This is a genomic window from Modestobacter sp. VKM Ac-2982, assembly GCF_026967935.1.
GTDB lineage: Bacteria > Actinomycetota > Actinomycetes > Mycobacteriales > Geodermatophilaceae > Modestobacter.
The window spans coordinates 361,143-374,951 of the sequence record NZ_JAPVBL010000004.1 but is presented as its reverse complement, the minus strand read 5'-3'; the positions used below and the strand labels follow the sequence as shown (position 1 = coordinate 374,951).

Genomic DNA, 13,809 nt, shown 5'->3' with positions numbered 1-13,809 from the left:
AATGCTCAAGCATTCAACTACGCTACGCCCCAAGCAATCGGTCAAACGCTCAACCACTTGGAGAACACCATGGCCAGCATCACCCAGATCCCCGGCTACGTCGTCGGCACGTGGGACATCGACGCCTCCCACTCCACCGTGGGCTTCGCCGTCCGCCACATGATGGTCAGCAAGGTCCGCGGCTACTTCCGCGAGTTCTCCGGCGAGATCGTGACCGCCGAGGACCCGGCCCAGTCCACGGTGCACGCGACGGTCGACATGGACTCGATCGACACCCGCCAGGAGCAGCGAGACGCGCACATCAAGTCCGCGGACTTCTTCGACGTCGGCAACCACACGGTCATGGAGTTCCGCTCCACCGGCGTCCGCAACAAGGGCGAGGACTGGGTCGTCGAGGGCAACCTGACGATCAAGGGCATCACCAAGCCGGTCACCCTGGCCCTGGAGCTCAACGGCTTCGGCCCCGACGCCTACGGCGGCACGCGCGCCGGCTTCTCCGGCAAGACCTCCATCTCCCGCAAGGAGTTCGGCGTGGACATCGACATGCCGATGGACGGCGGCGGCGTCGTCGTCGGCGACAAGATCGAGGTCGAGCTCGAGATCGAGGGCGTGCTCCGCACCGCCTGATCGAGGGCCCCTCTGCAGGGGCCAGACAGCAGAGCTCCCACCCGGCCCGGGTGGGAGCTCTGCTGCGTCTCAGGGCAGGCGCTGCTGACCGGTCTTCCGCCGGCCCTCCGTGAGCAGTGCGCCCAGCCGGTCGCCGGTCACCGGCGGGGACAGGTGGTGGCCCTGCGCGTAGGTGCACCCCACCCGGCGGGCCAGCTCGAGCTGCGCCGCGGTCTCCACCCCCTCGGCGAGCACCGCCATGTCCAGCGCCGCACCGAGCGCGGCGACCGCGCCGAGGAGCGCCTCGGGGGCCGTGGCGGCGGCCGGAAGGGGCCCGGCGACGAGGGCGCGGTCCACCTTCAGCACGTCGGCTGGCAACGAGGCCACCGCCGCCAGGGAGCTGTACCCGGCCCCGAAGTCGTCGAGGGCGATCCGGACGCCGTGGGTGCGCAGCTCGCAGAACTGGGCCACGGCGTGCTCCGGGTCGCGGGCCAGCGCCGTCTCGGTCAGCTCCAGCACGAGGTCGCCCGGGTCCAGGTCCCGCCCGGCCAGCGCCTGGCGGACGTCGTCGACCAGCGTCCCCGAGGAGAGGTGGACGGCGCTCACGTTCACCGCGACGGCCAGGTCGTGACCGTCGGCCTGCCATGCCTCGGCCTGGGCGATCGCCGTCCGCAGCAGCCAGCGGGTGATCGGCACGATCATCCCGGTCTCCTCCGCGACCGGGATGAACTCGGCCGGCTCGAGCCAGCCCCGGTGCGGGTGCTCCCACCGCAGCAGTGCCTCGCACCCGGTCACCGTGCCGCTGGGCAGGTGCACCACCGGCTGCCAGCGCACGGTCAGCTGGTCCAGCGCCGCAGCACCCTGCAGATGGGTGACGACCTGACGCCGGTCCTCCAGGGCGGTGCGCAGGGTCGGGGTGAAGTGCAGGTGCTGGTCCCGGCCGTCGGACTTCGCGGCGTACATCGCGGCGTCCGCGTCCCGGAGCAGGTCCTCGGGTCCGGTGTGCGCCGGGTCGGAGGTGGCCGTCCCGATGCTGGCGGTCAACGACAGCCGCGTCCCGGCCAGCTCGAAGGGCTCGTCGAAGACGGCCCGGAACCGCTGGGCCAGCACCTCCCCGGCCGGGGCGTCGCAGTCGCGGGCGACCACCACGAACTCGTCCCCGCCCAGTCGCCCGACCACGTCGCTCGTGCGGGTGCGCTGCGACAGCCGGGCCGCCAGCTCCTGCAGCAGCAGGTCGCCGGTGGAGTGCCCGAGCGAGTCGTTGACCTGCTTGAAGCCGTCGACGTCCAGGTAGAGGACGGTCACCGGGCCGCCGTCCTCGGTCAGGGCGCCGGTGATCGTCTCGTGCAGGGCAGCCCGGTTGGGCAGCTCGGTCAGGTGGTCGTGCCGGGCCTGCCAGGCGGCCCGCTGCTCGGCCCGCACCCGGTCGGTGATGTCGGTGTGGGTGACCACGGCGCCCGGTCCGCCGTCCACCGGGAAGGCCTGCAGGTGCCACCAGGTGCCGGCGGTCGGCGGGGAGTAGTCGAGGGAGAAGGACGGCGCCCGCCTCTCGAGCACCGCCTCCAGCCCCTCGACCGCCCGCTGGGCGTCGGGGTCGCCCGTCGCGGCCAGCGCGCGGCAGGCGGCCAGGTAGTCGTCACCGGCGCGGCTGGCGCCCGGCCTGCCCGCGGTCGTCGCCGCCTGTGCCCAGGCCGTGTTGGTGGTCAGGATCGTGCCGTCATCGCTGAGGATCGCGGTACGGGCCGGCAGTGCGTTGAGCACCCCGCGGATCAGGGAGGACTCCGCGGCGCGCTCCTCGTCGAGCGTGCGCCGTTCGTGCACGTCGCGGAAGAAGAGGACCAGGTCGTCGAGGACGGGATAGGCGCGCACCTCGAACCACCGGTCCAGCGGTTCGTGGAAGAACTCCAGGTGCTGGGTCGACCGGGTGGACCGGGCCCGCCGGACCGACTGCTGCCACGGCGCACCGGGCCGGTCCGGGAACTGGGTCCACAGCACCTGGCCGACGAGCTCGGCGGCCGGCCGCTCGAGCAGCCGTTCGGCGGCGTCGTTGACCCAGGTGTAGCGGTACTCCGCGTCCAGGAAACAGACCGCCTCGCTGATCGAGGACAGCGCCTCGGTCGCCCGTGCGCGCCAGGACCCGTCGGCCACCCACGGGGGTGGGTCGGTGTGCTGGGTCATGGGGACTCCTCGCACCGTCCGGACGGGTTCGAGCGGCGAACCGTACCGCCCAGGGTCACCGCTCAGCCTCCCGTGCGCAGGCCTGGCCCGCCGGGCCGGGCACGCTGGGACACTCGAGGACATGTCGACCTCGACCCTCAGTCGCGTGCAGGCCCGCTTCCCCTCGGCCGTCGCGGTGGCCGTCGGGCTGGCCGCCGGGTTCGGCGTCGCCCAGGGCACCGGCGTGCGGGCGCTCGGCGGCGTCGTGTTCGCCGCGGGCGGCCTGGCCGCCGGCTGGCTCTGGTACTGCCGTCGCGGGGCAGCGGTGGCCGCGGCGCTGGCGGCGGGCTACGTGGCGGCCTTCGTCGGCGCGCACGTGCTCGCCCTCGGCGTCGGCTGGCCGTCCTGGCTGGCGGTCGGGGTGGTGACGGTGGTCGCCGCGGCGGTCTCCTGGGTGGTGGCCGACCGTCCGTCGTCGTGAGGCCTCGGTCCAGAGGCTCGTCCCGAGCCTGCGAGGGATGAGGGGGACCGAGGTCCTTCGAGAGTGGTAGACCGGTCACAGCCGCTCGGAGGGGGCCCGTCGTCCCCTACCATGGGAAGGTCTCGGCCGCCCGTGCCGTTACACCTGACGCGCGCCGCTGCGCGCAGACCCCCACGCGATCCCCCGAGGTGCCTCTCCGCATGCCCACCCGCAACGACCTGCGCAACGTGGCGATCATCGCCCACGTCGACCACGGCAAGACCACCCTGGTCGACGCCCTGCTCCGGCAGGCCGGTGCCCTCGGGCGCTCGAAGGGCGAGGGGACGGACAACGACTCCACGCAGGACCGGGTCATGGACTCCGGCGAGCTCGAGCGCGAGCGCGGGATCACCATCCTCGCCAAGAACACCGCGATCCGCCTCGCCGACGAGGACGGCAACCCCGTCGTCGTGAACATCGTCGACACCCCGGGCCACGCCGACTTCGGTGGCGAGGTGGAGCGTGCGCTGTCGATGGTGGACGGTGTCGTGCTGCTCGTCGACGCCTCCGAGGGCCCGCTGCCGCAGACCCGGTTCGTGCTCCGCAAGGCGCTGGCGAAGGGGATGCCGGTCATCCTCGCGGTCAACAAGACCGACCGGCAGGACGCCCGCATCGAGGAGGTCGTCGACGAGACCTACGAGCTGTTCATGGAGCTGCTCGAGGACGCCGGCCTGCCCGCGGAGACCCTCGAGTTCCCGATCGTCTACTGCAACGGCCGTACCGGCCAGGCGTCGCTGAACAAGCCCGAGAACGGCACCGTCCCGGACAGCCCGGACCTCGGCCCGCTGGTCAAGACGCTGCTGGACACCGTGCCGGCGCCGGTCTACGACGCCGAAGAGCCGCTGCGCGCGCAGGTCACCAACCTCGACGCCTCGCCGTTCCTGGGCCGGCTGGCGCTGCTGCGCATCCACTCCGGTGAGATGAAGCGGGGCCAGCAGGTGGCCTGGTGCAAGGCCGACGGCACCATCACCCGCACCAAGATCACCGAGCTGCTGGTCACCGAGGGCCTCACCCGCACCCCGGCCGACAGCGCCGGCCCCGGCGACCTGATCGCCATCGCCGGCATCGAGGACATCATGATCGGCGACACCCTCGCCGACCCGAACGACCCGCGCCCGCTGCCGGCGATCACCGTCGACGAGCCGTCGATCTCGATCACCATCGGCATCAACACCAGCCCCATCTCGGGCAAGTCGGGCAAGAAGCTCACCGCCCGGCTGATCAAGAACCGGCTCGACCAGGAGCTGGTCGGCAACGTCTCGGTGCGGATGCTGCCCACCGAGCGCCCCGACACCTGGGAGATGCAGGGCCGCGGCGAGCTGGCGCTGGCGATCCTGGTCGAGCAGCTGCGTCGTGAGGAGTTCGAGCTCACCGTCGGCCGCCCGCAGGTGGTCACCAAGGAGATCGACGGCAAGCTGCACGAGCCGGTCGAGCGCGTCACGATCGACACCCCGGGTGAGTACGTCGGCACCCTGACCCAGGCCCTGGCCGTCCGGCGCGGGCGGCTGGAGAACCTGGTGCACCACGACACCGGCTGGGCGCGGATGGAGTACATCGTCCCCTCGCGTGGCCTGATCGGGTTCCGCACCGAGTTCCTCACCGAGACCCGCGGCACCGGCGTGCTGAACCACAACCTCGAGGGCTACGAGCCGTGGCTGGGCGACATGCGCGCACGCCCGACCGGCTCGCTGGTCGCCGACCGCACCGGCGTGGCGACGACGTACTCGATGTTCTCGCTGCAGGAGCGCGGCCAGATGATGGTCGAGCCGGGCACGACGGTCTACGAGGGCATGGTCATCGGTGAGAACTCGCGTCCGGACGACATGGACGTGAACATCACCAAGGAGAAGAAGCTCACCAACATGCGCAAGGCCACCTCCGAGGAGCTGGAGCGGCTCATCCCGCCGAAGCTGCTCAACCTGGAGCAGGCGCTGGAGTTCTGTGCCGAGGACGAGTGCGTGGAGGTCACGCCGGGCGCGGTCCGGGTGCGCAAGGTGGAGCTGGACCAGACGATCCGCGGTCGGTCCCGGAACCGGAAGCCCAAGCCCTGAGCGCGGACCCTGCGGGGTCATGACCGAACGCCGTCGTCCCGCTGGGGACGGCGGCGTTCGTCGTCCGGGGGTGCGACGCGCGGACGAGGACTGCCGATGCCGGTGGGGCCAGTGTGTCGAGAGTTGCGGCTCGGTCACGGTTCGTGATGGCTTGCCGGGTGCGCCCGGTGCGTTCCTCGGCTCCCCTCGTGGCGCGCCGGGGTGTTGCAGCGGCGGTCGTAGGTTCCGGTCCGGAGAGGTGGGCTCGGCAGGGGAAGGCCGGGCACACCTGGGGGAACGGTGTGAGAGGTGGTCGGGAAGCCGATGACGGTCCAGCGGGCAGCAGGTTTCCGGAACGGTATCGACGTGCGCGTGCGCTTGCGCCCGGCGACGGCAGCGACCGACGGCACGTTCGACGGGGCGTGGTGGCCGCGCAGCCGGCTGCTGTCCGTCGAGCTGCCCGAGCTGGCGGCGGCGCTGCAGAGCCTCGGCGTGCGGATCGACCGCTTCACCTACGCCGTGGGGGCCTGGGACGAGCCGCCGGCCCGCAAGGTGCTGATCGGCGGGCGCACCGTGCGCACCGGTGGGTTCGGCAGCATGGACCAGCAGCTGGTCTCCCTGACCGTCGACGGCGACCGGCGGGTCGACCTGCTGGTGGTCCCGCCGGAGGCCGACGCGCTCACCGGCGTGCGGGCGCTCCGGCTGGCCGGCCTGCGCGAGGACGCCGGCAACCCGCAGCGCGGGCTGCTCACCGCCCCGTCCCGGTCCCAGGTCGTCCCGCTGACCGGCGTCCGCGCGGGCTGAGGCCCGGCGACCGGCAGGCTGAGCGGGGTCGCTGACTGTCTGGCTGCGTCCTGACCCGGCTCTCCGGACGGTGCGGCGGCTCAGCCCGGATCGGCAGTGAGCCGAGAGCGAACCGGCTGGACGGCGGCCTGCGGCTGCGCTGACGTCGGGGCATGCGACTCCTGGTCCTCGGCGGCACGCACTTGCTCGGCCGGCACGTCGTCACCGCGGCGCTGGAACGCGGTCACGAGGTGGCCACGTTCACCCGCGGCGTCTCCGGGGCGCCCCCGACCGGGTCCCGGGCGCTGATCGGCGACCGCGACGACCCGGTCGCCCTGCCGGCGGCGCTGGACGGCTGGGTGCCCGAGCTGGTGGTCGACACCTCCTGCCAGTAGAAGGACCCCCGTGCCCCCCAGCACTCGCAAGCTCGCGCCGGGACCCTGCACGAGGGCCGGCAGCCTGAACGCCTACCGGAACTGGCCGCCCGGGCCGATCACCGGCGAGCAGGAGTCGACCTGGGACTCCGACGAGGACTCCTACGGGCCGAACAAGGCGCACGCCGAGCGGGTGCTGGGCGCGGCGCTGGGGGAGCGGTTCCTGACCGCGCGGGCCGGGCTGATCGTCGGGCCGCACGACCCGCTGTACCGGCTGGGCTGCGAAAGGACCTGACTGCCCCCCACGACTCGCAGGCTCGCCGCGGGCCCCTACAGCCAGGCCGGGCCGATCGCGCTCGTCGACGTCCGGGAGCTGGCCGGCTGGCTGGTCGAGATGGCCGAGCGTGGGCAGGGTGGCCCGGTCAACGCCACCGGGCCGGGCGGGATGACGACGCTCGGCGGGCTGCTGGACACCTGCCGGGAGGTGACCCGCGGCAATGCGGAGTGGGTGCCGGTGCCCGAGGCGGAGCTGCTGGCGGCCGGCGTCCAGGAGTGGACCCACCTCCCGCTGTGGCTGGCCGCCGAGACCGCCCGCACCGCCTGGGACGTCGACACCACCCGGGCCCGCGAGCTCGGTCTGCCCTCCCGTCCGGTGCGCGACTCGATCGCCGACACCTGGACCTGGATGCAGACCAGCGAACGCCCGGAGCCCCCGGCCGGCCCGTCACTCCCTGGCCTCTCTCTCGACCTGGAGCGGACCCTGCTGACTCGGGATTGAGCCGCACCGGCTGGGGTTGAGCCGCGTCAAGGCGCGGCTCAACCCCAGCCCAGGTGGGTCAACCCGGGCGGCTCACTCTCGCCGGCGGACCCGGACCACTTCGTCGGCGTCGTGGTGGTCGTGCTCGCCGGCCGGCCGCGGTCGGCTGCCGGCCAGGACGACGTCCCACTCCTGCAGGTCCAGGTCGGCGAGCACGTCGGCGGCCGTGGCGAAGCGGTCGGCGCCCCACACGGCGGCGCGCTGCTCGTCGTGGGCGTGGCCGACCCACAGCAGCGTTCCGCCGGGGGCGACCGCCGCCGCCAGTCGCGGCACCAGCGCGTGGCGCACCGCCGCCTCCGGGTGCAGGAAGTGGGCGGTGACCAGGTCGAACGCCGCCTCAGCGGGCTGCCAGGTGGCGACGTCGCCCTGCGCCCACGTCACCCGGTCGCCGAGCCCGGCGGCCGACGCCTGGGCGGCGCCGCGGTCGAGGGCGGTCCGGGACCAGTCCAGGCCGGTCACCTGCCAGCCGCGGGAGGCGAGCCACAGCGTGTCGCCGCCCTCCCCGCAGCCGACGTCCAGGGCCCGCCCCGGCGGGAGGTCGGCCGCCTGGTCGGCGAGCGTCGGGTTGACCCGGCCGCTCCACAGCGCGGTCGCGGCGGCGTAGCGCTCCTCCCAGGAGGCGTGGTCCTGGCCGGTCGAGGTCTGCTGCTGCTGGTGGTCGTGCACCGTTCCTCCTCAGATCCCGTGCCGGCGGTCGCCGAGCACCTGATCGCACAGTTCGCGTTCCGTCGCCGGGGAGAACACCTGCCGGGTGGCCAGGGCCCGGCGGGCGGCCACGGCCCGCCGGGTGGACAGGGCCCGCCGGGTGTCCTCGGCGATCAGGTCGGCGTTGACCGCCACCGCGGCGTTGAGCCCGGCCGCGGCCGCGCTGATCACCTGGGCCCGGGTGTCGGTGACGTTCCCGGCCGCCCACACCCCGGGGACGGCGGTCGCGCCGAACGCGTCCACCGGCACCCCGCTGCCCATCACCAGCTCACCCATCCGCTGCTCGACCGCCTCGAGCCCGAGGGACTCGAGGACGCCGGCCCGCGCGGTGAACCGCGGGGCCACCACCACGGCGTCGCGGGCGATCACCGTGCCGTCGGCCAGTCGGACCCCGGTGAGCCTCCCGTCGACGGTCTCCAGGCCGACGACCTCGCCGACGACCACGCTGATGCCCCGCGCGGCGAGCTGCTCCCACTCCTCCTCGGTCGGCTGCGGGCCGGTGTGCAGGAAGAGGGTGAGGTCGGCGGTCCACTGCCGCCACATCAGCACCTGGTGCACCCCGAGGGAGCTGGTCGCCAGCACGCCGACCGCCTGGTCGCGCACCTCCCACCCGTGGCAGTACGGGCAGTGCAGGACGTCGCTGCCCCACAGCTCGCGCACCCCCGGGACGTCGGGCAGCTCGTCGACCAGCCCGGTGGTCACCAGCAGCCGCCGGGCGCGCACCGACCGCCCGTCGGCCAGCCGCATCTCGAAACCGCCCTCGACGGGCGCGGCGGAGGTGACGTCGCCGTCGGTGAACTCCCCGCCGTAGCCGGCCACCTCGCTGCGCCCGATCGCCAGCAGCTCGCGCGGCGGGACGCCCTCCCGCCCCAGGTAGTTGTGCGCGTGCGCGGCGGGGGCGTTGCGGGGCGCTCCGCCGTCCACCACCAGCACCGATCGGCGGGCCCGGCTGAGCGCCAGTGCACCGCTCAGGCCGGCGGCGCCACCGCCGACGACCACCACGTCGTACTCCGTCTCCACCGTGCGCTCCTCTACTCGGACGGCGGGTCACCGGGATGGTGACCCGCCGGATCCGACAGTGCGCCGGGAGGACGGTTCGCGGCAAGGATCGTTGCCGCTACGGCAAAACGGTCAGGGGTGCGGGTGGCCCACCGGCACGCCGTCGGCGTCGACCGGCGCCACCTGGTTGGGGTGGGCGGTGCGCTCGGCCTGGGCTGCCCGCTCCTGCTCGGCCAGCTGCTCCGCCTCGGTGGCCAGCGCCTCGGCCGCCTCCTCCGCGCGCTCCCTGCGGTACTCGCGGAAGGACCAGGCCACCGCCGCCGCCCAGGTCGCGTAGACGACCGCCAGCACGACGTACCGGACCGGGTCGCTGGCACCCACCCACTCGCTGCTGAGCAGGCTCGTCGCGTTCGTGGAGACGATCATGCCGCCGACCCCGGCACCGAGCAGCCGCGGCGGGACGAAGCGGACCAGCCATGCGGCCAGCGGTGCGGCGACCAGGCCACCGGCCAGCAGGCCGAGCACCCAGTAGGCGTTGATCCCCTGGCTGCCGAGGGCGAAGAGGAAGCCCAGGCTCGCGGCGAGGGAGACCAGGAACTCCGAGGTGTCGATCGAGCCGATCGTCTTGCGCGGCTCCATCCGGCCGCTGGCCAGGATGGCCGGGGTGCTCACCGGGCCCCAGCCGCCACCGCCGGTGGCGTCGATGAAGCCGGCGGTGAGGCCCAGCGGGGCGAGGAAGCGGGTGCGCATCGGCTTGCCCAGCTGGCGCCGGTCGATGCCGCGGAGGGTGAAACGGGCCAGCAGGTACAGACCCAGGCCCAGCAGGATCAGCGACATCACCGGCGTGGCGACGGCGGTGGAGATGTTCGACAGCACGGTCGCCCCGGCGAAGGCGCCGATCGCGCCCGGGACGCCGATCTTGGCGACGACCTTCCAGTCGACGTTGCCGAACTTCCAGTGCGACAGGCCCGAGGCGAGGTTGGTGCCGATCTCGGCCAGGTGCACCGTGGCCGAGGCGGCGGCCGGGTTGGTGCCGATGGCGAGCAGCAGCGTCGTCGAGGTGACGCCGTAGCCCATGCCCAGGCTGCCGTCGACGAGCTGGGCGCCGAGGCCCGCGAGGGCGAGCAGGATCAGGGTCTTCACGGGTGATGTGCTCCGGGTTCGAGGATGCGGGCGCGCCGGGTGAGGGCGCAGCGGACCGCGGTGAACGAGGGGCGCCGGACGGCGCGGGAGGTCAGCGGCCGAGACAGACGGCGGTGCTGACCCGGAGCAGGTCGACGTGCAGACGGCTCACCAGGAAGGCGCCGGGGAGGGCCGACGGGAGGCGGGTGGGGTGTCCACCGGTGGCCATCGCCGTCGTCGTCACGCCGACATTCCTACCATGTTGGTAGACATTGTGCGGAAGGGGGCCGGGAGGGCCTGGTCACGTCCGCAGGACGTCGTTGCGCACCGTCGCCCAGGCGACCGCTGAGCCCAGCACCATCGCCGCCGCGCAGAGCACGAGGGCGAGGGAGTAGCCGGAGCTGAACGACGCCGGGTCGGTGTGGTCGTCGCCGGAGAGCCCGACCGCCACTGGCAGCGCCGCGACGGCGAGCAGGTTCGCCGCCCGGGCCACCGCGTTGTTCACCCCGCTGGCCACGCCGGCCAGGTGGTCGGGGGCGGCGCCGAGCACGGTCGCCGTCAGGGGGGCCACCACCAGCGACATGCCCAGCCCCAGGGCCAGGGAGCCGGGCAGCACGTCGACCCAGTAGGAGCTGCCGGCCCCGACCCGGGTCAGCCACACCAGGCCCCCGGCCGCCACCAGCGGGCCGACGGTCATCGGCAGCCGCGGCCCGATCCGCTGGGCGAGCGCGCCGGCCCGCGCCGACAGCAGCGTGATCACCAGGATCGTGGGCAGCAGCGCGGCGCCGGCCGCGGTGGCGCCGTAGTCCAGGACGGTCTGCAACTGCAGGACCAGGAAGAACATCACCCCACCCAGCGCCCCGTAGACGGCCAGGGTGCTGAGGTTCGCGCCGGTGAACTGCCGGTCGGCGAAGACGCCCAGCGGCAGCATCGGCTGGGCCGCCCGGCGCTCCCGGACGACGAACGCCGCCCCGGCCAGCACGCCGACGGCCGCGGCCAGGACCACCTCCGGCTGCCCGGGGTCGCTGCCCGCGGAGATCAGCGCGTCGGTGACCCCGGCCAGGGCCAGCGCACCGAGGACGGCGCCGAGCACGTCGAAGCGCCCGGTGCGCTCGGGGTCCCGGCTCTCCGGCAGGTGCCGGACGGCGACCAGGACGACGACCACCGCGAACGGCACGTTGATCCCGAACACCCAGCGCCAGCCGATCGAGTCGACGAGGAACCCGGCCAGGAACGGGCCGACCAGCCCGGCCAGGCCGCCCAGTGCCGACCACAGGCCGATGGCCCGGGGGCGGTCCCGGTGCCGGAAGGAGGACTGGATGATCGCCAGGCTGCCGGGGGTCAGCAGGGCACCGCCGATGCCCTGCAGCACCCGGGCGGCGACGAGCTGCCCGGTGCTCTGCGCCAGCCCGCAGGCCAGCGAGGCGACCGCGAACCAGACGACGCCGAGCACGAAGACCCGGCGGCGCCCGTACCGGTCGCCCAGCGCGCCACCGAGCAGGACGAGCGAGGCCAGCGCCAGCGTGTACCCGGTCACCGTCCACTGCAGCCCGGACAGGGACGAGCCGAGGTCCCGGCTGATCGAGGGCAGGGCGACGTTGACCGCGGTGGCGTCCAGCAGCGCCATGGCCGAGGCGAGCACGGTGGCCAGCAGCACCCAGCGGCCGGGGGCGGTGCCCAGCGCGACCGGCTCGCCGGTGTCCGGCGGTGGCCCGCCGGCCGCCGCGGACGGGGACGCGGTCACCAGGTCATCCTGGTCGACCGACCGGCCGCCCGGGGAGCAGGGGCCGGCGGTGTGGGGTGGCTCTCCTCCCGGGCGGCGCACTGCCGGGAACTGGACGGCTCGCGCCGACGACTGTGCAACCGTGCAGCAGCAGGAGCGGACCCGGCGAGCAGTCCACCGCCGTCCCGGGTCGTGGGCGCGGCGGCTGTCCGCCGCCGTCCTGCTGGGCGCGCTGCTGGTGCTCGGCGTGCTCGTCGACGTGGGGACCGCCCGCCCGGCCGCCGCGCACGCCACGGTGGTGACGACGACGCCGGCCGACGGCGCCCGGCTGGACTTCGCGCCGGCCGAGGTGGTCATCGAGTTCGACGAGGCGGTCTCCCTGGGCGCCGGCTACGCGCGGGTCCTGGATGGCGACGGGGAGCGCGTCGACACCGGCGCCGCCGAGGTGCGCGACACCACCCTCACCGTGCCGCTGCGCGAGAACCTGCCCGATGCCGGCTACGTGGCCACCTACCGGGTCGTCTCGGCGGACTCCCACCCCGTCTCCGGTGCCTTCTCCTTCGCGGTCGGGAACGGCGAGCTGCTGCCGGCCGGCTCCGTCGGCGAGGGGGACGGCGCGGACCCGGCCGTGGCCGCGGCGCTCCCGGCCGCCCGGTGGCTGGGCTACCTGGGCCTGGCCCTCGGGCTCGGGGTGCCGCTGGTGCTGGCCACCTGCTGGCCGGGGGGCTGGGCGGTGCCCCGGCTGCGCCGATTGGCCGGCGCCGGACTGGCCGCCGTCGTCGTCGGCGGGCTGCTCTCCCTGCTGCTGCAGGGGCCCTACGCCGCCGGGAGCGGGCTCGGTCAGCTGGTGGACCCGCAGCTGCTGGGCACCACGCTGGACTCGACCTTCGGCCGCACGTTGCTGCTCCGGGTGGTGCTCGCCGGGCTGCTGGCCGCCGTCCTGCTGCGCGGCTGGCGGCGGGGGAGCGCGCCGGGCACCGGCTGGCTGGTCGCCGGCGGGGTGCTCGCCACCGCGCTGGTGCTCTCCGTCGCCGCGATCGGCCACCCGGTCGCCGGGCCGCTGCCCGTGCTGGCCGTGACGGTGGCCGCCGTGCACGTCGCGGCGATGAGCGTCTGGCTGGGCGGACTGGTCGCGCTGCTCGCCGGCACCCTCCGCGGGCCGACGCCGGCGGGGGAGCTGCTCGCCGCGCTGCCCCGCTGGTCGGGGCTGGCCGCCGGCTGCATCGGTGCCCTGGTCGTCACCGGCGTGCTGCAGTCGATCCGCGAGGTCGGGTCGCCGTCCGCGCTGTTCGCCACCACCTACGGCTGGGTGCTGGTGGCCAAGGTCGGGCTCGTGCTGCTCGTGCTGGCCGCCGCCCTGGTGAGCCGGGATTGGGTGCAGCAGCGGGCGGGCACCCGCCGCCGCCCCTCGCGCCGGGTGGTCGCGCACGCGTTCGCGGCCGGCGCGGCCCCCACCGCCGAGGACCTCCCTGCCGAGGACCCCGCTGCGGTCGCGCCACCGGCGACGATCGGCGTGCTGCGCCGGGCGGTGCTGCTCGAGTGCATCGGCGCCGCCGTCGTCCTCGCGCTGTCCGCGGTGCTGGTCGGCACCCCGCCGGCGAAGGCGGCCGTCGCCCAGCCGGTCGAGGTTACCCTGCCGCTCCAGTCGGCCGGCGGCATCGGTGACGCCGGCGCGGTGCAGGTCACCCTCGACCCGGCCACGGCCGGCCCGACCACGCTGCACGTCTACCTCTTCGACGCCGTCGGGCAGCTGACCCAGCCGCAGCAGATCGGGGTCACCCTCACCGAGGTGGAACAGCAGATCGGCCCACTGGACGTCGACCTCGCCCCGGCCGGGCCGGGTCACTACGTCGCCGACCCGACGCTGCCGACCACCGGCACCTGGACCTTGACGGTGACCGTCCGGCTGGACGAGTTCACCGCGGTCACCGCCAGCACCGTCTTCCCGGTGCGCTGAGACCCCTGCACGTCCT

The 13,809-nt window shown here is 74.4% G+C and carries 14 protein-coding genes; 8 read left to right on the top strand and 6 right to left on the bottom strand.

Going from position 1 to position 13,809, the window contains the following annotated elements:
* Positions 1-69 precede the first annotated feature (69 nt).
* Complete coding sequence (locus O2W20_RS16265) at positions 70-627, top strand: YceI family protein (RefSeq protein ID WP_269171140.1); 558 nt, start codon at positions 70-72, stop codon at positions 625-627.
* Between the two features lie 69 nt (positions 628-696).
* On the opposite strand, the gene O2W20_RS16260 is transcribed toward O2W20_RS16265, so the two are convergent.
* Complete coding sequence (locus tag O2W20_RS16260) at positions 697-2,784, bottom strand: putative bifunctional diguanylate cyclase/phosphodiesterase (RefSeq protein WP_269171141.1); 2,088 nt, start codon at positions 2,782-2,784, stop codon at positions 697-699.
* 121 nt (positions 2,785-2,905) lie between these two features.
* Between O2W20_RS16260 and O2W20_RS16255 the strand changes: the two genes are divergently transcribed.
* The 6 genes from O2W20_RS16255 (at position 2,906) to O2W20_RS16230 (ending at position 7,248) form a co-directional block, all read left to right on the top strand.
* The gene (locus tag O2W20_RS16255) at positions 2,906-3,244 is read left to right on the top strand and encodes a hypothetical protein (RefSeq protein ID WP_269171142.1); all 339 of its coding nucleotides are present in this window, start codon (positions 2,906-2,908) and stop codon (positions 3,242-3,244) included.
* Positions 3,245-3,444: 200 nt separating this feature from the next.
* Positions 3,445-5,334, top strand: coding sequence for a translational GTPase TypA (gene typA / locus O2W20_RS16250; protein ID WP_269171143.1), 1,890 nt, complete (start codon positions 3,445-3,447; stop codon positions 5,332-5,334).
* A gap of 351 nt (positions 5,335-5,685) precedes the next feature.
* Complete coding sequence (locus tag O2W20_RS16245) at positions 5,686-6,117, top strand: DUF5994 family protein (RefSeq protein ID WP_269185513.1); 432 nt, start codon at positions 5,686-5,688, stop codon at positions 6,115-6,117.
* Between the two features lie 152 nt (positions 6,118-6,269).
* On the top strand, positions 6,270-6,491 hold the full coding sequence (locus O2W20_RS16240; RefSeq protein WP_269171145.1) for an NAD-dependent epimerase/dehydratase family protein: 222 nt from the start codon (positions 6,270-6,272) through the stop codon (positions 6,489-6,491).
* Positions 6,492-6,501: 10 nt separating this feature from the next.
* Positions 6,502-6,765 (top strand): hypothetical protein, encoded by a 264-nt coding sequence (locus tag O2W20_RS16235; RefSeq protein ID WP_269171146.1) that lies wholly within the window; start codon positions 6,502-6,504, stop codon positions 6,763-6,765.
* A 99-nt stretch (positions 6,766-6,864) separates the two neighbouring features.
* The gene (locus O2W20_RS16230) at positions 6,865-7,248 is read left to right on the top strand and encodes a hypothetical protein (protein ID WP_269171147.1); all 384 of its coding nucleotides are present in this window, start codon (positions 6,865-6,867) and stop codon (positions 7,246-7,248) included.
* Positions 7,249-7,320: 72 nt separating this feature from the next.
* Here O2W20_RS16230 and O2W20_RS16225 read toward each other — a convergent pair whose 3' ends face one another.
* The 5 genes from O2W20_RS16225 to O2W20_RS16205 form a co-directional block, all read right to left on the bottom strand.
* Positions 7,321-7,953: a class I SAM-dependent methyltransferase gene (locus O2W20_RS16225; RefSeq protein WP_269171148.1), complete on the bottom strand. Its 633-nt coding sequence runs from the start codon at positions 7,951-7,953 to the stop codon at positions 7,321-7,323.
* Between the two features lie 9 nt (positions 7,954-7,962).
* Positions 7,963-9,012 carry an NAD(P)/FAD-dependent oxidoreductase gene (locus O2W20_RS16220; protein ID WP_269171149.1) on the bottom strand — a complete coding sequence of 350 codons (1,050 nt, stop codon included), beginning with the start codon at positions 9,010-9,012 and terminating at the stop codon, positions 7,963-7,965.
* A 111-nt stretch (positions 9,013-9,123) separates the two neighbouring features.
* Positions 9,124-10,134, bottom strand: a complete 1,011-nt coding sequence (locus O2W20_RS16215; protein WP_269171150.1) for a sulfite exporter TauE/SafE family protein — start codon at positions 10,132-10,134, stop codon at positions 9,124-9,126.
* A 91-nt stretch (positions 10,135-10,225) separates the two neighbouring features.
* Positions 10,226-10,357, bottom strand: coding sequence for a putative leader peptide (locus O2W20_RS16210; RefSeq protein WP_269171151.1), 132 nt, complete (start codon positions 10,355-10,357; stop codon positions 10,226-10,228).
* Positions 10,358-10,414: 57 nt separating this feature from the next.
* Positions 10,415-11,857 carry an MFS transporter gene (locus tag O2W20_RS16205; RefSeq protein WP_269171152.1) on the bottom strand — a complete coding sequence of 481 codons (1,443 nt, stop codon included), beginning with the start codon at positions 11,855-11,857 and terminating at the stop codon, positions 10,415-10,417.
* A gap of 121 nt (positions 11,858-11,978) precedes the next feature.
* On the opposite strand from O2W20_RS16205, the gene O2W20_RS16200 reads away from it, so the two are divergent.
* On the top strand, positions 11,979-13,793 hold the full coding sequence (locus O2W20_RS16200) for a copper resistance CopC/CopD family protein (protein WP_269171153.1): 1,815 nt from the start codon (positions 11,979-11,981) through the stop codon (positions 13,791-13,793).
* Positions 13,794-13,809 lie beyond the last annotated feature (16 nt).

Bases quoted from the DNA above. Each gene is read 5' to 3' on its own strand.
- O2W20_RS16265 (WP_269171140.1), top strand. From the start codon at position 70: ATGGCCAGCATCACCCAGATCCCCGGCTACGTCGTCGGCACGTGGGAC.
- O2W20_RS16260 (WP_269171141.1), bottom strand. From the start codon at position 2,784: ATGACCCAGCACACCGACCCACCCCCGTGGGTGGCCGACGGGTCCTGG.
- O2W20_RS16255 (WP_269171142.1), top strand. From the start codon at position 2,906: ATGTCGACCTCGACCCTCAGTCGCGTGCAGGCCCGCTTCCCCTCGGCC.
- typA (WP_269171143.1), top strand. From the start codon at position 3,445: ATGCCCACCCGCAACGACCTGCGCAACGTGGCGATCATCGCCCACGTC.
- O2W20_RS16240 (WP_269171145.1), top strand. From the start codon at position 6,270: ATGCGACTCCTGGTCCTCGGCGGCACGCACTTGCTCGGCCGGCACGTC.
- O2W20_RS16230 (WP_269171147.1), top strand. From the start codon at position 6,865: ATGGCCGAGCGTGGGCAGGGTGGCCCGGTCAACGCCACCGGGCCGGGC.